Annotated in this window: 16 protein-coding genes and 6 tRNA genes; 15 read left to right on the top strand and 7 right to left on the bottom strand. The window is 42.7% G+C overall.

Going from position 1 to position 22,082, the window contains the following annotated elements; translation table 11 throughout:
- The first annotated feature begins 245 nt into the window (after nucleotides 1–245).
- The 6 genes from gyrA to K245_RS0100730 all read left to right on the top strand — a co-directional run bounded on the left by gyrA (nucleotide 246) and on the right by K245_RS0100730 (nucleotide 7,601).
- Nucleotides 246–2,726 carry a DNA gyrase subunit A gene (gyrA, locus tag K245_RS0100755; protein ID WP_027357780.1) on the top strand — a complete coding sequence of 827 codons (2,481 nt, stop codon included), beginning with the start codon at nucleotides 246–248 and terminating at the stop codon, nucleotides 2,724–2,726.
- A gap of 65 nt (nucleotides 2,727–2,791) precedes the next feature.
- Nucleotides 2,792–3,823, top strand: a complete 1,032-nt coding sequence (locus K245_RS0100750; protein ID WP_027357779.1) for an NAD(P)H-dependent glycerol-3-phosphate dehydrogenase — start codon at nucleotides 2,792–2,794, stop codon at nucleotides 3,821–3,823.
- The gene (gene radC, locus K245_RS0100745) at nucleotides 3,823–4,548 is read left to right on the top strand and encodes a RadC family protein (RefSeq protein WP_027357778.1); all 726 of its coding nucleotides are present in this window, start codon (nucleotides 3,823–3,825) and stop codon (nucleotides 4,546–4,548) included. The genes K245_RS0100750 and radC overlap by 1 nt, the downstream gene beginning before the upstream one ends.
- 21 nt (nucleotides 4,549–4,569) lie before the next feature.
- Nucleotides 4,570–4,836, top strand: a complete 267-nt coding sequence (locus K245_RS0100740; RefSeq protein WP_027357777.1) for a hypothetical protein — start codon at nucleotides 4,570–4,572, stop codon at nucleotides 4,834–4,836.
- A 198-nt stretch (nucleotides 4,837–5,034) separates the two neighbouring features.
- Complete coding sequence (locus K245_RS0100735; protein WP_027357776.1) at nucleotides 5,035–6,225, top strand: phosphoglycerate kinase; 1,191 nt, start codon at nucleotides 5,035–5,037, stop codon at nucleotides 6,223–6,225.
- A gap of 308 nt (nucleotides 6,226–6,533) precedes the next feature.
- Nucleotides 6,534–7,601 carry a hypothetical protein gene (locus K245_RS0100730; protein WP_027357775.1) on the top strand — a complete coding sequence of 356 codons (1,068 nt, stop codon included), beginning with the start codon at nucleotides 6,534–6,536 and terminating at the stop codon, nucleotides 7,599–7,601.
- Between the two features lie 136 nt (nucleotides 7,602–7,737).
- On the opposite strand, the gene K245_RS0100725 is transcribed toward K245_RS0100730, so the two are convergent.
- From K245_RS0100725 to K245_RS0100695, 7 genes are all read right to left on the bottom strand, one after another.
- Nucleotides 7,738–8,196 carry an N-acetyltransferase gene (locus K245_RS0100725; protein ID WP_027357774.1) on the bottom strand — a complete coding sequence of 153 codons (459 nt, stop codon included), beginning with the start codon at nucleotides 8,194–8,196 and terminating at the stop codon, nucleotides 7,738–7,740.
- 142 nt (nucleotides 8,197–8,338) lie between these two features.
- Nucleotides 8,339–10,003: a HEAT repeat domain-containing protein gene (locus tag K245_RS0100720; protein ID WP_035276260.1), complete on the bottom strand. Its 1,665-nt coding sequence runs from the start codon at nucleotides 10,001–10,003 to the stop codon at nucleotides 8,339–8,341.
- A 29-nt stretch (nucleotides 10,004–10,032) separates the two neighbouring features.
- Complete coding sequence (locus K245_RS0100715) at nucleotides 10,033–10,887, bottom strand: CheR family methyltransferase (protein WP_027357772.1); 855 nt, start codon at nucleotides 10,885–10,887, stop codon at nucleotides 10,033–10,035.
- Nucleotides 10,888–10,898: 11 nt separating this feature from the next.
- The gene (locus K245_RS0100710) at nucleotides 10,899–12,059 is read right to left on the bottom strand and encodes a protein-glutamate methylesterase/protein-glutamine glutaminase (RefSeq protein ID WP_027357771.1); all 1,161 of its coding nucleotides are present in this window, start codon (nucleotides 12,057–12,059) and stop codon (nucleotides 10,899–10,901) included.
- A gap of 157 nt (nucleotides 12,060–12,216) precedes the next feature.
- Nucleotides 12,217–12,672 carry a chemotaxis protein CheW gene (locus K245_RS0100705; RefSeq protein WP_027357770.1) on the bottom strand — a complete coding sequence of 152 codons (456 nt, stop codon included), beginning with the start codon at nucleotides 12,670–12,672 and terminating at the stop codon, nucleotides 12,217–12,219.
- A 33-nt stretch (nucleotides 12,673–12,705) separates the two neighbouring features.
- Nucleotides 12,706–15,978, bottom strand: a complete 3,273-nt coding sequence (locus K245_RS0100700) for a hybrid sensor histidine kinase/response regulator (RefSeq protein WP_027357769.1) — start codon at nucleotides 15,976–15,978, stop codon at nucleotides 12,706–12,708.
- A 284-nt stretch (nucleotides 15,979–16,262) separates the two neighbouring features.
- Complete coding sequence (locus K245_RS0100695) at nucleotides 16,263–17,477, bottom strand: peptidase U32 family protein (RefSeq protein ID WP_027357768.1); 1,215 nt, start codon at nucleotides 17,475–17,477, stop codon at nucleotides 16,263–16,265.
- A 392-nt stretch (nucleotides 17,478–17,869) separates the two neighbouring features.
- On the opposite strand from K245_RS0100695, the gene K245_RS22420 reads away from it, so the two are divergent.
- From K245_RS22420 to K245_RS0100655, 9 genes are all read left to right on the top strand, one after another.
- Entirely contained in the window at nucleotides 17,870–19,759 is a 1,890-nt protein-coding gene (locus K245_RS22420; protein WP_051283722.1) for a LysM peptidoglycan-binding domain-containing protein, read from the top strand.
- Nucleotides 19,760–19,766: 7 nt separating this feature from the next.
- Nucleotides 19,767–19,841 (top strand) — tRNA-Arg (locus tag K245_RS0100685).
- Between the two features lie 178 nt (nucleotides 19,842–20,019).
- Nucleotides 20,020–20,096: transfer RNA gene (locus K245_RS0100680), tRNA-Thr, on the top strand.
- A 22-nt stretch (nucleotides 20,097–20,118) separates the two neighbouring features.
- Nucleotides 20,119–20,203: transfer RNA gene (locus tag K245_RS0100675), tRNA-Tyr, on the top strand.
- An 85-nt stretch (nucleotides 20,204–20,288) separates the two neighbouring features.
- Nucleotides 20,289–20,364: transfer RNA gene (locus K245_RS0100670), tRNA-Gly, on the top strand.
- 47 nt (nucleotides 20,365–20,411) lie between these two features.
- A tRNA-Thr gene (locus K245_RS0100665) sits at nucleotides 20,412–20,488 on the top strand.
- Between the two features lie 101 nt (nucleotides 20,489–20,589).
- Nucleotides 20,590–21,783, top strand: a complete 1,194-nt coding sequence (tuf, locus tag K245_RS0100660) for an elongation factor Tu (RefSeq protein ID WP_027357767.1) — start codon at nucleotides 20,590–20,592, stop codon at nucleotides 21,781–21,783.
- Nucleotides 21,784–21,805: 22 nt separating this feature from the next.
- Nucleotides 21,806–21,955, top strand: a complete 150-nt coding sequence (gene rpmG, locus K245_RS27115) for a 50S ribosomal protein L33 (protein ID WP_084156073.1) — start codon at nucleotides 21,806–21,808, stop codon at nucleotides 21,953–21,955.
- Nucleotides 21,956–21,990: 35 nt separating this feature from the next.
- A tRNA-Trp gene (locus K245_RS0100655) sits at nucleotides 21,991–22,066 on the top strand.
- Nucleotides 22,067–22,082: the final 16 nt, after the last annotated feature.

Here is a 22,082-nt window from a genome sequence, read left to right as displayed (position 1 = left end):
GAATTTTTTTTAGATAAAACCCGGTTTTAGCTTGATTGTAAAAACCCTTCTTGACCTTTTAGTTTAGGCAAGAAGGGTTTTTTGTTAAAAAAATGACCCCTCAGAGCCCTTTCATTTAAAGACATTTTTAATTGATTGCCATATAAGAGCAAATTACCAGAAAATTGTTGAATATCCGCAAAATTAAAACTATCTTAGCTGTTTGGATCGATTAATCTGAACAAATAACTTAGGGGCATTTTCGCATGCAAAACGAAGCAAGGCATGAAATCAGCATAGAGCGTGAGATGAAACAGTCTTACCTCGAATACGCCATGAGCGTCATAATAGGCAGGGCTCTGCCTGATGCCCGTGACGGTCTGAAGCCAGTACACAGGCGTGTTCTGTTTGCCATGCATGAACTCAGTAACGACTGGAACAAACCTTACAAAAAATCAGCCCGTATTGTCGGGGACGTGATCGGTAAGTATCACCCCCACGGAGACACGGCTGTTTACGATACAATGGTGCGAATGGCCCAGCATTTTTCCATGCGCTATATGCTTGTAGACGGTCAGGGAAACTTCGGCTCAATTGACGGCGACTCGCCGGCAGCCATGCGTTATACTGAAGTAAGAATGACGAGGCTTGCCCATGAAATGATGGCAGACCTCGAAAAAGAAACCGTTGATTTTACACCCAACTACGACGGCAGCCTTTATGAGCCGGCTGTTTTTCCATCAAAATTTCCCGCGCTTCTTGTGAATGGCAGTTCAGGCATCGCAGTCGGTATGGCAACAAACATACCGCCCCACAATCTTTCGGAAACCCTTGCCGCCCTTGTAGCACTTATCGAAAATCCTTCAATGACCTCCCTTGAGCTGATGCAGTTTATTCCTGGTCCTGACTTCCCTACAGGTGGAATAATCTATGGTACAAATGGAATAAGGGAAGCTTACGAGACAGGTCGCGGTATAATTCAGGTCAGGGGAAAGGTCGAAGTTGAGACAGATGAAAAAAATGATCAGGAAACGATAGTAATTACAGAAATTCCTTATCAGGTCAACAAAGCCAGGCTGATAGAAAGGGTCGCGGAGCTTGTCAAGGCAAAGGAAATAGAAGGTATAAGATTTGTCCGTGACGAGTCTGACCGAGAGGGCATGAGAATAGCCATAGGAATCAGGCGCGATCAGATGGCGGAGCCTATAATCAATCAGCTTTACAAGCACACCCAGCTTCAGTCCAGTTTCGGAATAATTCTTCTTGCAGTTGTAAACAACAGGCCTGAACTTCTTTCCTTGAAAGAGGCTCTCCAGGAATTTATTTATCACCGCAAGGAAGTTGTAGTCAGAAGGACAAAATTCGAACTCCGCAAGGCAGAGGAACGAGCCCATATACTTGAAGGACTCAAGATCGCCCTTGATAATCTTGATGCCGTTGTTGCCCTGATAAGAAATTCAGCATCACCAGGAGAAGCCAAGGCAGGGCTTATAGAAACGTTTTCTCTTTCTGCTATTCAGGCCCAGGCAATTCTCGATATGAGGCTCCAGAGACTTACCGGTCTTGAAAGGGACAAGATAATTGAAGAGTTCCACCAGATATTGAAGGATATTGAAAGATACAGGGAAATACTTGGAAACGAGAGTCTGGTTCTTGGCATTATAAAAGGCGAACTTTCTGACCTCGGGAAGAGTTACTCTGATGCAAGAAGAACCGGAATAATCGAGGCTTCGGGAGAGATCAGCATAGAAGATATGATCACCGAAGAAGATATGGTTGTTACTGTTTCAAAGGACGGATATATTAAAAGAAGCCCGGTTACCCTCTATCAGAGCCAGAGAAGGGGAGGGAAGGGCAAGACTGCCATGGGAACCAAGGAAGAGGATTTTGTTGAGCATCTTTTTGTTGCTTCAACACATCATACTTTCCTGTTTTTTACAAACCTTGGCAAGGTATACTGGCTCAAGGTCTATGAAATTCCCCAGGCAAGCAGGACAAGCAAGGGCAAAGCTCTTGTGAATCTCCTCAATTTTGGTGAAGGCGAGAGGCTTTCTGCTGTTCTTGCAGTTCCTGAATTCAAGGCGGATCATTACATTCTGACAGCGAGCCGTGAAGGCCTTGTAAAGAAAACAGATCTCATGGCTTATAGCAGACCAAGGGCGGGCGGAATAATCGGACTTGATCTTGCCGAAGGCGACGAACTGATTTCTGCCCGAATAACAGATGGCGCGATGGACGTGTTTCTTGGAACAGCTGGCGGTCAGTCCATAAGATTCAAGGAAACTGATGTGCGTCCGACTGGAAGGGTTTCCAGGGGCGTTATCGGTATAAACCTTGAAGAAGGCGACAGGCTTGTGGGTATGGAAGTTCTAAGTCATGGACAGACCATGTTCGCCGTAACTGAAAACGGATTCGGCAAAAGGACATTGATCGACGAATACCCTGTTCAACGCAGAAGCGGAAAAGGAGTTATTGCAATAAAGACTTCCGAGAGAAATGGCCAGGTGGTTGATATGCATCTCGTGGATGATGGTGACGAAGTAATGCTTATCACTGATACAGGTAGGCTTATAAGAATGGAAGTTGCAGGAATATCCGTGATAAGCAGAAACACCCAGGGCGTGAAGCTTATTGGCCTTGACAAGGGTGAAAGACTGATTGCTGCTGCCAGAATTGCGGAAGGCAGCGCAGGCGACAAGGAGTCTTCGGATTTGGACGAAATTGAGGATGAAGAATCCGGGGAATAGCTATATCAATGATATGAATATCTGCCCTGGCACTTTGAATAGTCCAGGGCTTTTTATATGGGTATATGGAAAATTTAATAGATATTACAAAATATAAAATTGGCGTGGTTGGGGCAGGAAGCTGGGGGACTGCACTTGCCAATCTGCTGGCTCTCAAGGGCGCTGTTATAGATCTTTGGGTTTTTGAGGATGATGTCAGACGTCAGATTGAAGAAAAACTGGAAAATGAAAGTTTTTTGTCGGGTATAAAACTTTCTCCGAATATAAAGCCTACGGGTGATATTGAAAAAGTTTCCAGAGACAAGGATATGATTCTTCTTGTTGTTCCCTCCCATGTGATGAGGGAGACGGCAGAAAAGATGAAGCCTTTTGTTTCGGTTAATACAGTTTTTGTTTCAGCGTCGAAGGGTATTGAAAATCAGACATACCTGACAATGTGCGGCGTATTGAAGGAAGTTTTGACAGGCGTTCCTGAAAAGAATTTCGCTGCTCTTTCAGGCCCAAGCTTTGCCAGGGAAGTGGGCGAAATGTCTCCAACTGTCGTAACTGCGGCGTCTTCAGATTCTGATGTTGCCGGTTTTGTTCAGCAGATTTTTGCGACTCCATATTTCAGGGTTTATAAAAATACGGATGTAGTAGGTGTAGAACTTGGCGGTGCGTTAAAAAATGTGATCGCAATTGCAGCCGGAATTTCAGACGGACTTGATTTGAGTCTTAATACCAGGGCTGCCGTAATAACACGTGGACTTGCAGAAATAAGAAAACTTGGCCTCAAGTTCGGAGCTGACCCAAATACCTTTCTTGGTCTCTCAGGTGTTGGAGATCTTCTTCTTACATGTACCGGAGAACTGAGCCGCAATCATACTGTCGGCAAGCTTCTGGGAGAAGGTAAATCCATAAATAAAATACTCTCGGAAATGAAAATGGTGGCAGAAGGGGTTAAGACAGCCAAGTCAGTATATAATCTCGCAATCAAGCTTGAAGTCGAGCTTCCCATCTGTGAAGAGGTTTATCATATTCTCTATGATGGCTATTCTCCAAGGGACGCTGTCCACAGACTCATGACAAGATCTCTCAAGGATGAGTTTGGGGATTGATGGCTTCCGTAAATGATGGTCATAACGAAGGGCACAGGCAGAGACTCAGGGAGAGATTCCTTGAGGACGGTCTTGATGGATTCCATGATTATGAAGTTGTGGAGTTGCTTTTAACTGTCGCAACTCCGAGGAAGGACTGCAAACCCGCTGCCAAGGAAGCTTTAACCCGGTTCAAGAATATTACGGGCGTCATGGAGGCAAGTTCCGAAGCCCTCATGAAAATAAACGGGGTAGGCGATGTAAATGTCTTCGGGATAAAGCTAATAAAGGCTATTTGCGAAAGATATTTAAAGGACAGGGTATTTGAGGATGACATCATCCGGAATCCTTCTGTCCTTTTTGATTATCTGAACATGCATATGGGCAACAGGGACAGGGAATACTTCAGCGTTGTCTATCTTAACGCCAAGAATCGGGTCCTTGACGTAGAAACTCTTTTTGAAGGTACTCTCACATCAAGTGCGGTATATCCAAGAGAAGTTGTGAAAAATGCGATGGAGAAGAAGGCCGCTTCGCTTATATTTGCCCACAATCATCCTTCCGGGGATCCAGAACCTTCAAAAGCTGATATGGAAATAACCCGAAGGCTTACTTTTGCTTGCCGTCTTGTTGATATCAGTGTTCTTGAACATCTTATAATGGGCGGTAAAAAATATTTCAGTTTTGCTGACTCAGGGCATATCGCAGGGTTTGAAAAGGATTATGAAATCCTGGTCTTGAAATAATTATTATTTATAGTATTGAGTATGGATTCAGAAAAAGAGAAAAAACCATCCTGCTACGGGAATCTTGAATCAGTATTTCCCATGGGAGATGACGGTCTCAGGATTTCTCCTGATTCGTGTCGTCTTGAATGCGATCTCAGAACCGAATGTCTGAGATCGGCACTTGAAGGTTCTATGGGGGATTTTGTCCAGGAAGAGGTTCTGGATAGAAATTACGGGTCAGGTAAGATAGGTTTTTTTGAGAGATGGTCAAAAAAGAAAACACTTAGCACAAACAGCAAAAAATAGGCGGCTATTTACTAATGTTTGTCTGTGTTTATTTTGTGCCTCCGGCAGGTCGCTTTTCGAAAAAAGCTCAGCAAAAACTTTAATGTTTGGTGAGATCTGCTTGATTTTTAAACTTATATTTGTTTTGAGGCAAAAATCTCCAAAATGCTGAATAGTTACAAAAATAGTTTTTAATTATTATAGATATGGGGGAGTCAAATGAAGTCGATTAAGGATCTGGATATAAGTGGGAAAAGGGTTTTTATTCGTGTGGACATGAATGTTCCCATGGATGAAGAACAGAATATTACTGATGATATCCGCATAAGAGCTGTTCTTCCAACTATTCAGTACGCTCTGGATCATGATGCAAGGATAATCGTAGCGTCGCATATGGGGCGTCCGGGCGGGAAAGTCGTTCCTGAACTTTGCATGAAGCCTGTCGCAAAAAGGCTTGCAAGGCTGATAGGTAAAGAAGTCAAGCTCGCACCTGACTGCATTGGCCCTGAAGTAAAGAAGATGGTCGAGGAAATGAAGGCCCAGGATATCATTCTCCTTGAAAATCTCAGATTCAATCCAGGCGAGCAGAAAAATAATGACGATTTTGCTAAAGAGCTCGCATCTTACTGTGATGTATATATAAATAATGCTTTTGCCGTGTGTCATCGTGAGCATGCGTCTGTGTCATCAATCACCAAGTATGCCCCTGAATCAGCAGCCGGATTTCTTCTTCAAAAAGAGCTTACCTATTTCAAAAAAGCGATGCAGGATCCCCAGCGTCCTCTTGTCGCAATAGTTGGTGGATCAAAGGTTTCGAGCAAGCTCGAGGCTCTTGAGAATCTGCTTCTGAACGTGGATAAGATAATGATTGGTGGGGCCATGGCAAGTACTTTTCTTGCTGCCCAGGGCGTAGAAGTAGGTAATTCAATGGTTGAGCCGGATCTTTTTGAAACTGCCTTGAAAATAGTAAAAGCTGCAAAAGAAAAGAAAATCAAATTTTATTTGCCTGTCGATGCTGTTGTTGCCCGTGAAATCAATCAAAAGGCCGAAACTAAGGTTGTTCCAATTCAGGAAATTCCAAGCGATTGGATGATACTCGATATCGGCCCCGCAACATCGAGGCTTTTCCAGGAAGTTCTATATGACGCCAAAACCGTACTCTGGAACGGCCCGATGGGTGTTTTCGAGATTGACGCCTTCAGCAGAGGAACTATTTCTCTGGCCCACGATATCGCAAACTGCTACGCAATGACCATTGTCGGCGGTGGTGACACTGACGTTGCAATCCACAAGACTGGTGAAACCGAAAGAATTACCTATATCTCAACCGGCGGCGGTGCTTTCCTTTATCTCCTTGAAGGCAAGGTTCTTCCTGCTGTCGCAGCTCTTGAGGAATCAGAGAAAAAATAGCCCCATGCTTTGTTCAAAAGAAGCCATGAACTTTTAGCTTATGGCTTCTTAAATATTTCATACGCGCTCTTTAATCCCCTTTGATGTTTCTTTTTGTTTTTTAAGAGTTCTTTCTGACCCGTGATTTTTTACCAGTTAAAAAATAAGTAAATGTGAGCTCTTCATACTCAGTGCATTGACGAATTAAGCGACTAATGCTATCAGTTAAATCTGAAAGTCCCCTTTTTTATCCTTTTGTGCGTTGCAAACCGGAAACCCTCTTCTCCGGTAATTGATTTGACACTGCTACTTTTGAAAGGAAAACCTGCTTGACATTCTGGAGCTTCAGGGAAGAATTAAGTTATGCCAACAGGCTCAGGCGTTCATATTATGAATTGCTTAGGGACGATCTTGAGCAGGTCGTGCTGGATTATGGCCTTGTTGATTCATACTTGAATTTTAAATTAAAGAACATCCCTTATCCTTTTGTGGAAAGAAGGGAAATGAAGCCAAAAGCTAGAATACCGGCCCTAGAGCATGAATGTCAGAAAGTTTTTCTTGTGATTTTTGTGGAAGACACCATTCCGTCCATACATAAAAAATATATCCGTTTTTTTGATGATAATAAAACAACCAAAGTTAACCTTCTTAAAACAGACGCGGTATCTTTGGACGAGAATTTTGATCGTACCTACAAATATCTGGATTCAGTTTATTTTACAGACACAATTAAAAGGCTTCTTCCAGTGGACTTTGCGCTTTTAATTCAAAGAGATCCTGCCAGCAGGGCGAGGGACAGATATTCCGTAAGTCATTTTCATGTTAAAGTTGACTGGCCTATTGCGGATGCTGCCGAAGATCTCGGAAAAACTCTCAGGTATATTTCAAAAGATCTTTATGAAAAAGGTGACAAGTACGCGGAAGATATGCAGAAAAAATTCTTTGAGTTTTATGGTCTTCCATTCATGGTCGGAGGGAGAAGAAGCGCTGCCATAGTCGCTGCCCAGTATCTCAGGAAAATCCCATGTATATCAACCGTCTTTGTGGGGAGCTGTGAGTCAAGGGCTGTGATGAGATTTTCCGAGCGCGGGGTTGCAAAAAGTATTCTTGTCAAGCTTAACAGGGAAGAGGTTAACAGACTCGCAGAAGAAAACAGTATATCAGTCACAACATTCAGAAAAAATTATCAGATTGACAGAGATGGCGCAGACGGAGTTTTCATATTCCAGATTCATTATATTCACACCAACCACGCCAGGGTTCCGGATGACGGGAAGCTCAGGGAGATAAAGCCTGATTCGTACTGGATAACTGTCGGAGCCGAACAGATTATGCCCAAACCCGGAGTGTGGAAGTATCCTCCGATTTCAGTCAGTCTGGTGTACGGAAAGGATTAAAAAATGATGGTGCTTGTCCGGTTGGATTGTCAGGAAAGCTAATGTCCGATAATGATAATTATCTGACATTAGCTTTCATCATCGTATTTTAAAAAAGTTAAGCTGAAATGAGGCAGATTCATACGGAAAAAATGTTTTACTGTAGGTTTTTAATCATTGCAGTTTCATCACAGTCCGGGAATTTTACGCATAAAATGCAGTCTGACCATATTTTGAGGGGCAGTTCTGATTTGTCGGTGATTCTGAAATCGAATTTTTTAAAAAAATCAGGCTTGTATGTAAGGGTGAATATTTTATGCATGCCCAGTGCAATAGCTTCATCAAGGGCATTGTTGACGAGCACTGATCCTATTTTCTTCTTCTGGCTTTTTTCATCCACGGCAAGAGATCTTATTTCAGCAAGATCCTCCCAGCATATCTGGAGAGCGCAGCAGCCGAGTATCTCGCCTGTCTCCTGATCTTCAAATACAGAAAAATCCCTGACCTGCTCATAAAGCTGGGTGAGGGGACGAGGAAGCAACTCTCCCTTGTCACCAAAAAATTTAAGAAGATTATAAATCTTTTTTATATCTTTTATTTCAGCCTTTCTTATCATCGCTTCCCTGCCACTATTTAAAAATATTTTAAATCCATTCAGCGCGCCATATAAAACAAGGCCCAAAAACAGATGCCTGAATTTTGGGAAATTGTCTGGCTATTAAACCAATTCGGTCAGATCTCCAAGAAAAAAATAGCCTTTATTGTTTGATGAGTTTTTTGACATTGGTATCAAACTGATCATCATCAAAAGGCTTATGCATTATCATATTTACGCCAGTTTGCATGATGGTTTCATTATCAACCTTGGCATCATTTCTTGAACTCTTGGTTCCGACAAAATCGCTCTGGGTTGTAATCATGAGAACAGGAAGCTGGTCTTTTGTATATTTCTCCCTGATAATTCTTGTCATTTCAAGGCCATTTATTCCAGGCATGTTCAGATCCGTAATCACAAGGTCTGGCTTGGACTTTTTTATTTCCTTGATTGCGTCAGCCGGGAATTCAAAGATTTTAACCTCATATCCAAGTTTGTGGATTTTTTTCATATAAAGTCTGAGCATCATCTTTGAGTCGTCCACAGCATAAACTTTGATAGCTCCTTCTGCTTGGACTTCGGATATTGTCTGCTCAATCATATTTGCGAAAGAATCAAGTCCTTTTGCCTTGAATTTTTCGGCATATTTTTTCTTGGCTTCGGGATGGGTTTTCTGGGTTACATAATTAACCGCAAATTTTGAAAAATATTCATGTTCTATTATGCTGTCAAAAATATTGTCCGCCTCTGCATCAAGAAGCGTTGCAGCAATTGTTTCGGCAAGTGGATTTGACGGAGATATCATATTTTTCAGACCGGCAGCCAGAACAGGTGACATGTTTTTATTTATTGCCCTGGCAGCTGCCAGACGTACATGCTCTTCGGTATCTTCAAGGCCGACTGCAAGACTTATGGCTGATTTGGTGGAAGGCATTTTTTCCAGAGCTTCATACGCCGTGAATCTTATGTTTGCATTTTCTGGTCTGGTCGCTAAAAGTTTTACGACAGCTGGTATAGCTGACTTGTCTCCAATGCTTCCAAGAACATGAAGGGTATGAATTACTGTGTCCTCATCGTTGATATTAAGGCTTTCTATGACTTCTGGGACAGCTTTTGCACCTATGTCAACAAGATGGTCAATGGCCCAGTTTCTTATGCTCGTGAAATGAGAGCTCATAAGAGAGCAGAGTTTGCTTATGGCAAGTTTGTCCTGGATTTCAGCGAGAGCTTCGATAATGAGTTTGTCAGTCGGGCTGTCTCCACGAATTGCTTCTGCAAGCTGATGAATTGCCGCAGGGCCACCAATTTCAGCAAGTGCGAATATCGCTTCCTGCTTCAGTTCCTCATTACCATAATAAATAAAGTCAGCTATTGCCCTTATACCTGAACTTGCGCCGTAAGAGCTGAGTGCCTTGATTATTTCCTTCAGCACTTCAACGTCTGTTTCCTTGAGCAGAAGGTCGATCAGTATAGGAAGAGCCTTTTTGATCTGGAGCTCCCCGGATATCCTGATAAGAATATTTCGTTTTTTTAGCTGCTGGATCTGAATCAGTTCAATTATCGTGTCATGGGCGTTACATGCTTTGTCTATCAAAAGTTCATACAACTTGGCCTGTATATTTTCATCAGATATTGGCTGCTCGTTAACAAAGGCCAGAAGGTAAAGAGCAACCTTATCCTGTACCTTGCTTATCTCGAATAGGGATCTGATTTGTCCTTTGGGCGAAATTTCAGAAAAAAACTGCAAAAGAGCCTTTGCCTTGATAAGATCGTTTTCTGATATGCAAAACTGTAATTCCGATATGAAATCAGATTCTTTGATGGTCATACAACCTCTTGATATAAAATTATTTTAAATTACTTGGGAGAGTAATCGCTTCTCTGGTAGAAAATAGAGTTAAGATATTTCTGCGGCTTGAAAAGTGTTGTGTCATTGGAAAGGGATTCAGTTGAGCCTATAATAAGATACCCATCCGGCTCCAATGCCCCGCATAGTTTTTGATACAGATTTTTTCTTGTCTCTGGTGAAAAATATATGGCAACATTTCTACAGAAAATAATATCGAATTTGCCGAGGGCTGCAAAAGATTCCATCAGATTGATTTTTCTGAATTGCGCCATAGCCCTGACTTCATCCTTTATCCTCCAGCATTCGCCATCCTGATTGAAGTATTTGTTTAAAAAGCCCTGGGAAAGTCCCCGTGTCGCTTCAAATTTATTATATTTTCCATAACTTGCCTGGGCTATTACAGCATCGGATATATCCGTACCTATGAGAGTTATATTGTAATTTTTAGGGTCAAGGCCAAGCTCCTTGATAATCATGGCAATGCTGTAGATTTCCTGGCCCGTGGAACTTGCTGCTGACCAGATTCTCAGATTCACCTGTCTTGGCTTTCTTCCTCCGTCTGTTCTTCTGTCGATAATATCAGGTAGAAGTTTGAACTGAAGAAGGTCAAACGGAGATTTATCTCTGAAAAAATATGTCTCGTTTGTGGAAATCCCGTCAATTATTTTTCTTTCTATGGCTTTAAGCGGATCTGTCTTGGCTTTCTGGTGCAGCTCCGTATAGGATTTGCATCCGAGTTGCTCAAGCAGCGGACTAAGACGGGTTTCAATAAGATACTCCTTGCCCGGATCCAGGGCAATTCCCGAAATGTCATGAATATATTTCACCAAAAGGGTGAATTCTGCAGGAGTTACTTTTATCATTATTACCCGTCTTATTTATTCCGTTTGAGAGTTTTTAGTATCTCCCCGGCAATTTCATCCAAGGGCGCCACAATATCCGCAATTCCTGATTCAATTGGTTCCTTGGGCATACCGTAGACTGTGCAGGATGCCTCATTCTGGGCGATTATCACTGATCCATTTTGTTTCATAGACCGAAGTCCGGCGGTTCCGTCGGATCCCATCCCTGTCATTATTACTCCGGTGGATCTGGCTATATAATGCTCTGCCACAGATCTGAACAGATAGTCAGCTGATGGTCTGCAACTATTTTCCGGTGGATCGTCCGTTATCTTTATCATTCTGTTTCTGCCGTCCGGCGCAGCGGCAATTCTCATCTGCTTGCCACCAGGAGCTATATAGGCTGTTCCGGGAGTCAGTATATCTCCTTCTGCCGCCTCTTTGACCTTGATGGCGCATTTTGCGTCAAGGCTTTTTGCCAAAGATTGGGTAAATAAAGGCGGCATATGCTGAACTATTAAAATCGGTACTCCTATGTCCGCTGGCAGCATAGGCATCATTCTTCCCAGTGCATTCGGGCCGCCGGTCGATATCCCAATTGCCACGAGTTCTGAAGAGGGAATACCTGCATGAGGCTTTACTATCCGGCTCATCCTGTCCATTATGCTTGCAGGTGTTTTCCCTGTCGCCTGGGGCTGGGATTTTAAGGCAGTAGCCGGAGCTGTTGGAAAAGATCTTTCAGTGCCAGGTTTTCTGCCTAATATGGATTTGATTTCGAGCTGGCGTTTAAATGCTCTTACCATCGGAGCAAGGGCATCGTGAACAAATTTGGTGTTTTCCTGAAGTGTCCCTGTCTGAGGTTTTGCTATAAAATCAAATGCCCCCAACTCAAGGGCTTTGATCGTCATATCGCTTCCCTCTTGGGTCAGGGTGCTGAGCATGACAGCTCCGACTTCGGGCATATTTTTTTGAAGATATTTCAATACCTCAATGCCATTTAATTCCGGCATTTCAATATCAAGAGTAATGAAGTCAGGTTTTAAAACTGGTAATCTTGATATTGCAATTTTACCACTGCTGGCAGTACCCACAACTTCCACGTCAGGTATCGTGGATAATACATCGCTCACCACTTTCCTGTAAAGGATGGTGTCGTCCACAACCATTGCTCTTAATTTGCGAGGGATATTCAATTCTGTATTTTCTCTTATTTGATGGTCTCTCAAAAAGTCAAAAAGGGCTTAGCCGTCACTTTGTATTTCCAGTTATTTCCGGATTCCGGATTCCGGCCTTCACCGGAATGACGATAATCAGACTTTTTGCGACCTTGTCTTGTTTAAGTATCCGTAATTATTCGGTAAGGATTTTGTCTATATCCAGGATTCCAATGAGTTTGTTTTCTGTTTTGAAAACTCCCGTAAAAAAACGTCCCTGGGTTCCAATTATATTGGATGGCGGTGGTTCTATCTTGGTCGGATCCGCTGTCAGAACATCGCTGATGCATTCGACAAAAAGCCCGATCTGCTCTTCATTGGACTCAACGATGATATTTCTGTTGTCTTTACTTTTGACTATGGGTTCCAGACCTAATTTTTTACCAAGGTCAATTATTGTGACGATTTTTCCCCTCAGGTTAAGCACACCTCGTACATACTCAGGGGATTGAGGCACTATGGTTACTTCCGTGTGCTTGTTTATTTCCTGTATATTAAGAATGTCGATTCCGCAAAGGGCGTCTCCGACATAGAAGGTTGCCAGTTCCAGCATGCCATCTATGGATTTTGCGGTTTTTCTTGGTTCGGCCATAGCTCACTCCTTAAAAGGATTTGAGATAATTTATTAAAGGATATGCTGTCTTATGGAAATCATAAGATTGTCTCTGTCCAGCTTGATCTGGTAATCATCTATTCCCACTGATCTACCCTTTGCCATATCATCCTCACCAGCAAGGGATGTAAGGGCAATAACCTTGAGATGTTTTAGCTTAGGATCATTTTTAACTATTTGTGTAAATTCAAATCCATTCATTCTTGGCATTTCAAGATCTGTTAGAACTATTCCGATATCTTCAATATTTTCTTTAAGAAGCGCGAGGGCGACCTCACCATCTTCAGCTGAGATTACTTCATAGCCTTCATCTTCTATAAATCTTTTAACCTGATTTCTGAAAAAAGCCGAGTCTTCGGCAAAGAGAATTTTTTTGCGGCCTGTATGTATTCTGACTGTTTCTGCCTTCTTTTCAGCAAACCAGTCCGGATTTAATGATTTGACCACATCAAATATATCTACCATCAGGGTCGTTCTGCTGTTTATGATGGATGATCCAATAATACCGGTTTGCTTTAGAGTCGATTCATCAACTTTTACAGCAACTTCAACGGCATCAACAGGAGGAGTGACCATTAGTCCCACTTCCTTTCCGCTAAGCTTGAATACAATTACTTCAAGTTGTTTTCTTTCAGGAAGTTTTTTGACATTTGCAACCTGACTAAGTTCATAAAGAGGTAGTGAGCCTCCTCTGTACTGAATCACTTTTTTGCCACCAACGTCTTCTATTTCATTGGCTATGATTCTTTCGATTCTTTCAACTATGCTTAAAGGCACCGCAAACTGCTCTTCTTCCGTATTTCTGAAGAGAAGAAGTGAAATTTTGTCATGTTTTTCTTTTTCAGAAGCGAGTGCCTCTTCCTGGCTCTTGGCTGCAGCGGCATTTACAACTGAAAGTTCTGCCATCTGGGCAAGACTCGCAACATCTAAAATTAGTGCTACTTTGCCGTCGCCCATGATTGTAGCTCCGGCGTATCCTTTGCAATCTTTGAGATGTCTGCCAAGCGGCTTTACAACAATTTCTTCAGAATCTCTCAATTGATCGACCACCAGGCCATATTTGAAGCTGCCGGCAGAAACCACTGCTATATTAATGGCGCTTTCGGCCCTGTATCTTCTGTCCGAACGCGTTCTTTTTCTTTGTATACCGTCATCAGGGATTTCTTCTGTTTCTTCCCTGCCTGTTAAAAGCTGCCTTGATCTTCTGTCCGCAATATTTTGTCTTCTGTCCTGTTTCTCTTCGCCTGTCTCAGGATCAATAAAGATTCTCTGGATACCAAGAACTTCGGAAAGGTTTAACAGCGGCAGGAGGGCTCCGCGTAGGCGAACGACTTCAGATGTCCCGACCTTTTCAATTCTGTCCTTAACCTGGGAAGCTGGTATTCTGACAAGCTCGTTGAGGTTTACCTGGGGAATGGCATATCTTTCTCTTCCAACTGCGATTATCTGGCTAGGAATGATTGCAAGTGTAAGAGGCAGCTTGATTCTTATGTTGGTGCCTTTCCCTGCGTTCGACTCGATATCAATTATCCCGCCAAGTTTATCCAGATTGGTTTTTACAACATCCATTCCAACGCCTCTTCCAGAGACGTCTGTTATTGTTTTTGCAGTTGAAAAGCCAGGCAGGAAAATAAGGTTTATCTTTTCCTTTATGCCCATTGACGAGGCATCCTGTTCTGTTATGAGGCCCTTTCTTACTGCTGCCGAAGCTACTTCGTTGCCGTCGATGCCTTTTCCGTCATCCTCAATTTCGATGTTTACCTGGCCTGCTTCGTGGTATGCCTTGAGTTTGATATAACCAGATACAGGCTTGCCGGTTTTCTGTCGTATTTCCGTCGATTCAATGCCATGGTCTACCGAATTCCTTACAAGGTGAGTAAGCGGATCATTAATGGCTTCGATGATTGTTTTATCAAGTTCAACGTCTTTGCCTTCAAGTGTGAGCTGAACCTGCTTTCCCAGGTCTTTTGAGAGGTCGCGTACAACTCTGTTGAATTTATTGAATACGTTGGAAATTGGCTGCATTCTTGTACGCATGATTGTTTCCTGCAGCTCGGATGTGATCATGTCGATTCTTTGGCTTGAGGTCTCAATTGCCCGCGTATTTGAGGCTGATATGCTTTGCACTAACTGGTTTCTTGTTAGAACCAGCTCGCCTGCCAGGGTCATTAGCGTATCAAGAAGATTTACATTGACGCGCAGAGACGTCTGCTGCGCTATTGCTGATTTGCCTTCAGAGTTTTTTTCGTCGAGCAGATCCTGGGTTGAAATGTCGTCCGAGTTTTGATTATAAGCCGGTATGTTGTCCTGGATGACCGGTCTTGAAGATGCTGCCGGTGTCATCTGAACTGGTTCATTGATTGGGACTGGTTCTATTTGCATGGTCTGTACCTCCGCTGCTTCGGATTTTGCATCAGAGACTATGTTTTTAACGGCCGGGGGTGTCCAAAGCGGCTCCTGGACGGATGTTTTTTGCGGAGCACTTTGCATGCCCGATTTGTATTCAGGCGCAGATTCCCACATTTCCTTCGTGATTGTGTGGACATAGCATTGATCGAGGTTTACCAGAATAGGCACCATGTCAGGCTCAATTATGGAAGCGAATAAAACGACAAAGGGGATTCGCATTGGGAGATCGTCGTCCAATGTCCCCACAGCCTGGAAATCAATTTTGGAATTTATAATAATTCCGCTTTTTAGAAGAGAGTTTATAACTTCAAGCGGCGTTGTGTTTTTTTTGTGGATATCGTTTATCAGATCATATTCAACGAGATAGACGTATTTACCCTGCTTGTCACATTGAAGTATGTCGAATTCCGATGCATCAATTTCGGCTTTCGTGCTTGGATGGCAAATCAGGAGTTCCCTTGAAAGGCTTTCTTTTTCTTCATCGGATACAGATGCCTCGGTTATTCTCATCAGGGCGGAGACATATTCGCTTATGTCGACATCATTGCTGGTTTCAACCGAAACAATCAAATCCTTGAGTTTGTCAAACGCTTTGAGAAGAATGCTTATTATGTCTGGAGTCGGAACCATCTCTCTGCTTCTGATTAGTCCAAGGATGTTTTCCAGATTATGGGATATGTCCTTGATTTTGCTGAGTCCCATGAAACCTGCGCCACCCTTTATGGAATGGGCGGCTCTGAAAACGTTGTTCACCAGTTCTTCGTTTATGTCTTCGCCTGACTCTTCAATACTGAGAAGATCATTCTCGATGTTTGAGAGATGTTCCAGGGATTCTTCAACGTACATCCTTAGGGTTTCATCATCTTCAAATATCATCGCTGCCTCCAGATTATTATGTAAGTATTTCTTAAAGATCTAATAGGTATTAGCAGTTACAAAAAATATTTCCAAGGAATCTTTATGGATGTATTTTATGTGAAAAGAAATTAAGGAATTCTTAAGGAGTCCCATAAGAAGTATTTTTGGTTTGACCATATCAAATAACGAAAGATTCTTTAATATATCACCAATATATTTTTTTTAATACTGAAAATTATGTTCTTAAGTTAATCTTACGACAATTTATATCTATGTCTATAGAATATCTAATTCAGGGTTGCTCACGAGACTTTTTTTCTGACTATATCATTTTTTTTGTATGATCCCTGAAGTATCATCGATGCAATGCTTCCGTTTTGAACAATATCCGTATTGATACCTTTGTCAGTTACAATAGCGCTTACTGTGTCAATACTTGTTGGCTTTGAAGGACTGAGGATTTCAAGTTTGTCGTTTACGCAAATTTTGTTTCTGACAAATACTTCTGTTTTTCCGTTTGATGTATCTGTTGCAACCTTGCCCACAAGAAGATAATCACTTTCGCCTTTAATGTTTGACAGATTGGGCGCAGAATCGGATTCTTCGTTCAAATAGAATCCTTTTGAATAGCCACGGTTGTTAACGCTTTCCAGCTCTTTGATCCACTCGTCTTTTATTTTGAACCCATCTGGATTAGTATAGTATGAGTCGATGGCCTCTCTGTATGCTTTTACAACCGGTGCCAGATAGTTGATCCCCTTCATTCTGCCTTCAATTTTGAGAGAATCCAGTCCTGAAGCAATAAGCTCCGGTATGTGTTCAATCATGCAAATATCACGGGAGTTAAAAATATAAGTGCCTCTTGAATCCTCGTCTAGCGGATAATAAAAACCCGGTCTCATTTCCTCGACAACGGAGTATTTCCATCTGCACGGATGGCAGCATAACCCTCTGTTGCTGTCTCTGTTGGCCATAAATGAACTGAGCAGGCATCTGCCTGAGTATGATATGCACATTGCTCCATGAACAAAGGCTTCGATCTCTATACCGACATTTCTTCTGATTTCGGATATTTCTTCAAGACTTAGCTCTCGTGCTGTATTTATTCGTGCCACTCCGAGCATTTCCCAGAACTGAACATTCCTGAAGTTTGTAGTATTGGCCTGGGTGCTAAGGTGGATTGGGATCTGCGGAATAATTTCCTTGGCATCAAGTATTACGCCTGGATCTGATATAATAATTCCGTCTGCACCAGAGTCTCCAACAATTTTAAGAAATGATCTTATCCCAGAGAGTTCATTGTTTCGCGGGTAGATATTGCAAGTAACGTAAACTTTTTTTCCATTGGAATGCGCATATTTGACAGCAGCGGGCAAATCCTCGGATTTGAAATTTCCTGCATAGTTTCTGAGGGAAAAATCAGGGCCTGACATATAGACGGCATCAGCGCCATAATTTATGGCAATCTCGAGTTTTTCCCAATTGCCTGCCGGTGCGAGTAATTCTACTTTTTTCATGTTTATCCGCTATTGATGATTTGAAATTATACAATTCAGGATTTCAAATAACACCGGTATCAAAAGGATTCAATTTGATTTTTGATATATAGAAGAAAGCAGGCAAAATTGCTTGTAGGGCTATCACAAAGTCCGTTATAAGTTTTATAAGACTGACGTACCTATTTTTTGCCTGCTGACTGTATAATAAGGTAACGAATAATTGTGTGAAGACGATTGTTATTTTGATTTGTAATGGGTTTTTCGTTAACTATCTGAATTTATATCTTTTATTTTAACGGGTCGCGTCGATCTGCCTTCTCTGATGGCTTTTCGCTCTTGACAGTACTTTTCAATTATATATATTTGTTTTTTTATTAATGCTTAAATGTCAATAAAATCGGTGAATAGCCATGAAAAAATATGTTTGCATAAGAATATTTATACTTTTGCTGTTGTGTACGATTCTGTCCTCATGCGGTGGTGCCAGCCGCAGCACAAAAAAACCAGATGCCAAGGCTGATCAAGTCGCCGCTGGTGAAAACTGTGACAGTGAATATGCTGATATCCCTGATGAGGAGTCTGGGGAACTGAGCGGCGCGACAAAAAAACTCGTGGCCCAGAGTCAGTCCCTTTATGCAAATTCCGGAGAGCACCTGAAAAAAAAGGATTATGATAAAGCTTTGACCGCTCTTGATGAGGCGTATTCAAAGCTTCTTAAGATTGATCTTGAAGAAAGAGGCGGCGAATTTCAGCAGATAGAAGATTTGAGATTCATGATTTCCAAAAGAATTATGGAAATATATGCGATCAGGAATAAGGGTGGAATAGCTGCTAAAAATGAAATACCAATAGTTTTAAATCCTCATGTGAACCGGGAAATCAAGTCTCTGACCACTACCGAGAGAAGTTTTTTTGTCGCAGCTCTTTCAAGATCTGCTAAATATCGCCCTATGATAGTTGCAAAGCTCAAGGAAGCTGGCATACCTGCTGAGCTTGCCTGGCTTCCTTTAATTGAGAGTGGATACAAGGTCAGCGCATACTCTTCGGCGAGGGCGCTCGGCATGTGGCAATTCATAGCTTCGACAGGTCACAGGTATGGTCTGAAACGCGATGAATATATCGATGAGCGCATGGATCCCGAAAAATCCACTGATGCGGCCATAGCTTATCTAAAAGAACTACATCAGATGTTTGGTGATTGGGAAACTGTTCTGTCGGCATATAATTGCGGTGAGGGAAGGGTTTTAAGGACAATAAGAACCCAGAATATAAATTACCTTGATAATTTTTGGGATCTTTACGGACAATTGCCGGTTGAAACAGCAAGGTATGTTCCTCGTTTTATTGCCACCATCCATATAATAAACAATTTAAAAGACTATGATCTTGCAGATGTCGCGTATGAAGCTCCTGTTAATTTTGAGACTGTGACGGTTTCAAAGCGTGTGTCATTAAAGGATCTTGGAAGCGCTTCCGGTGTTTCCGAATGCGTGCTTCGTGATCTCAATCCTGAGTTAAGGCATGGTATTTTGCCCCCCTCAACATACCCCTTGAAGGTTCCTGTAAATTACAGCGACAAGATTCTCGCCAGTGTGACAGTTCTTCAGGATGCCGCGCCGCCAAGGCCTGAAAAAGTGACCGCAGCTTCATCAAATGGCGGTGGCGGCGGAACATACCACAAGGTTTCCAAGGGCGAGAGCATCGCTTCAATAGCCCGCAAATATAACAAGTCTGTGTATGAATTGATCAGTTCCAATAATCTGAACAAAAAGTCAAAACTATCAGCCGGTAAATTAGTCAGGATTCCTGATGGGGCGGATACTAAAAGCCAACAAAAAACTGCGTCAAAAGATGATTCTGCCAAGCCCGTCGCCAAATCAGGGATAAGGTCGACTTCTGTCGAATATAAAGTAAAAAAAGGCGATACTGTATGGACAATAGCCAAAAATTATGGTACGACGCCTGACCGTATAATCTCTATGAATAAATTATCCGGCTCCTCTGTAAGGGTGGGCAGTGTAATTAAGATAGATGCAGTTGCTGATCCAGGATTAACGGTTTCATCACCGGATGCTAAATCTTCTGCACAGGCAAAGTCTGATAACAGAGAGAAGCCTTCGAAGCAGACGCCTGTAAAGAGCACAGCTTCAACCAGTCAGGCGGCGTATAAGGTAAAGCAGGGCGATAACATCTTTTCCATAGCAAGACAGCACAATATTTCAGTGGACAGGATTCTCGCTTTAAATAGGCTTCCCAAGGATACTAAAATATTCCCAGGGCAGTCATTGCACGTAGAATGATTTTAAAGCCCCCGTAGCTCAGTGGATAGAGCATTGGATTCCTAATCCATGTGCACAAGTTCAATTCTTGTCGGGGGTGCCATTTTTTTTCTTGCAATAAAAAGAAGGCTGTGATATCTGCCTTCCGAACGATGAGTTTGCCAAAGAAAGAAAATCTCATTATTCAGAATCTGAAATACTGAGAAAAAAAAGCTTGTAATCAGATTTTGTTTTTGTTAGTTAGAGAAGTTCTTTTTTTGAAGAAATCAACCGCTTGCGAAGCCAACGTAGCTCAGCCAGGCAGAGCTGCTGATTTGTAATCAGCGGGTCGGGGGTTCGATTCCCTCCGTTGGCTCCAAATATATAGTTTTAGGCGGTATGGTGGGGTTCCCGAGCGGCCAAAGGGATCAGACTGTAAATCTGACGGCACAGCCTTCGGAGGTTCGAATCCTCCCCCCACCACCATCCTGACTCGGTCGGTTGTAGGAGGTCCTTAAGTGGACCGTTTGACTACAAGGATCCCTGCATAAAAACATGCTAATGGGATAACGCGGGAGTAGCTCAGTTGGCAGAGCTTCAGCCTTCCAAGCTGAAAGTCGCGAGTTCGAATCTCGTCTCCCGCTCCAATTAACGTAGTTATTAAGGCAATGGCTTAAATATCCCGGATTAAAAGGCCCACGTAGCTCAGTCGGTAGAGCGCTTCCTTGGTAAGGAAGAGGTTCACCGGTTCGATTCCGGTCGTGGGCTCCACTGTTATTTGTGAGGACTCAAGCGCGTCTCGAAGTGTGCGGCCGGGTGTTGGGTTTTTTCTAATTTAAAAGAACCAAAATCTTGTAGGAGGGTAAAAACAAATGGGTAAGGCGAAATTTGTAAGAACCAAGCCGCATGTCAACGTTGGAACTATTGGCCATATCGACCATGGAAAGACAACACTTACGGCGGCAATTACCAAGTATGCATCAATGAGAGGCTATGGCCAGAAAATTGATTATGATAATATCGACAAAGCTCCTGAAGAAAGAGAGCGCGGTATTACAATCAATACAGCACACGTTGAATATGAAACAGACAACAGGCATTATGCACATGTTGACTGCCCAGGCCATGCTGACTATATCAAGAACATGATTACCGGTGCTGCTCAGATGGACGGCGCAATTCTTGTTGTTGCTGCAACCGATGGTCCTATGCCTCAGACCCGTGAGCATATTCTGCTTGCACGTCAGGTCGGTGTTCCTAAGATAGTTGTTTTCCTCAACAAATGTGACATGGTTGATGATCCTGAGTTGATCGAACTTGTTGAAATGGAACTTCGCGAGCTTCTTGATAAATATGATTTTCCAGGCGATGACACTCCTATCATTCATGGTAGCGCCCTTAACTCTCTTAACAGTGAAGATCCTAAGGCTCCTGAAAATGAATGCATCCAGAAACTTATGGACGCAATAGACAGCTATATCCCAGAGCCAGTCCGTGACGTTGATAAGACATTCCTTATGCCTGTTGAAGACGTTTTCAGTATATCAGGTCGTGGTACTGTTATCACAGGTAGGGTTGAGCGCGGTATAATCAAGCAGGGTGAGACTGTTGAAATCGTTGGTCTCCGTTCAACCATCACCACCGTATGTACCGGCGTTGAAATGTTTAGAAAAATACTTGATGAAGGCCGTGCTGGCGACAACGTTGGTCTTCTTCTCCGTGGTACAAAGCGTGAAGAAGTTGAGCGTGGTCAGGTTGTTGCAAAACCAGGTTCAATTACACCTCATACAAAATTCAAGGCTGAAGTTTACGTTCTTAGCAAGGAAGAAGGCGGTCGTCATACTCCTTTCTTTACTGGCTACAGACCTCAGTTCTTCTTCAGAACAACTGACGTTACAGGTATTCTCAATCTGCTCGAAGGCGTTGAGATGATCATGCCTGGCGACAATACTTCAATCATAGTCGAGCTTATTGCGCCAATCGCTATGGAAAAAGAGCTTCGTTTTGCTATCCGTGAAGGCGGCAGAACTGTTGGGGCTGGCGTTGTGGCTGAAATTATCGCGTAAGCGGTGAAGAAGGAGTTTATCCGTGAGAATTATAATAACGTTGGCGTGTACCGAATGTAAGCGTCGTAATTATACCACGACTAAAAATAAGCGAACCACACCGGATAAGCTTGAGTTCAGCAAGTATTGCAGATTCTGTAAAAAGCATACTGCTCATAAGGAAACGAAATAGTTTAATTCTCCGGTTATAATGACCGGAGAATTTGCAGGCCAGTAGCTCTAACGGTAGAGCGGCGGACTCCAAATCCGATGGATGGGGGTTCAAATCCCTCCTGGCCTGCCATTTTTTATATGGTAAC

The organism is Desulforegula conservatrix Mb1Pa (genome assembly GCF_000426225.1).
GTDB classification, from domain to species: Bacteria; Desulfobacterota; Desulfobacteria; order Desulfobacterales; family Desulforegulaceae; genus Desulforegula; species Desulforegula conservatrix.
The sequence above is the reverse complement of the archived record's forward strand: the minus strand, read 5'-3'. Positions and strand labels throughout refer to the sequence as shown.

Bases quoted from the DNA above. Each gene is read 5' to 3' on its own strand.
- K245_RS0100705 (WP_027357770.1), bottom strand. From the start codon at position 12,672: ATGGCCGAACCAAGAAAAACCGCAAAATCCATAGATGGCATGCTGGAA.
- K245_RS0100715 (WP_027357772.1), bottom strand. From the start codon at position 10,887: ATGATAAAAGTAACTCCTGCAGAATTCACCCTTTTGGTGAAATATATT.
- K245_RS0100725 (WP_027357774.1), bottom strand. From the start codon at position 8,196: ATGATAAGAAAGGCTGAAATAAAAGATATAAAAAAGATTTATAATCTT.
- K245_RS0100720 (WP_035276260.1), bottom strand. From the start codon at position 10,003: ATGACCATCAAAGAATCTGATTTCATATCGGAATTACAGTTTTGCATA.
- K245_RS0100735 (WP_027357776.1), top strand. From the start codon at position 5,035: ATGAAGTCGATTAAGGATCTGGATATAAGTGGGAAAAGGGTTTTTATT.
- K245_RS0100700 (WP_027357769.1), bottom strand. From the start codon at position 15,978: ATGATATTTGAAGATGATGAAACCCTAAGGATGTACGTTGAAGAATCC.
- K245_RS22420 (WP_051283722.1), top strand. From the start codon at position 17,870: ATGAAAAAATATGTTTGCATAAGAATATTTATACTTTTGCTGTTGTGT.
- K245_RS0100695 (WP_027357768.1), bottom strand. From the start codon at position 17,477: ATGAAAAAAGTAGAATTACTCGCACCGGCAGGCAATTGGGAAAAACTC.
- K245_RS0100740 (WP_027357777.1), top strand. From the start codon at position 4,570: ATGGATTCAGAAAAAGAGAAAAAACCATCCTGCTACGGGAATCTTGAA.
- tuf (WP_027357767.1), top strand. From the start codon at position 20,590: ATGGGTAAGGCGAAATTTGTAAGAACCAAGCCGCATGTCAACGTTGGA.
- radC (WP_027357778.1), top strand. From the start codon at position 3,823: ATGGCTTCCGTAAATGATGGTCATAACGAAGGGCACAGGCAGAGACTC.
- K245_RS0100750 (WP_027357779.1), top strand. From the start codon at position 2,792: ATGGAAAATTTAATAGATATTACAAAATATAAAATTGGCGTGGTTGGG.
- gyrA (WP_027357780.1), top strand. From the start codon at position 246: ATGCAAAACGAAGCAAGGCATGAAATCAGCATAGAGCGTGAGATGAAA.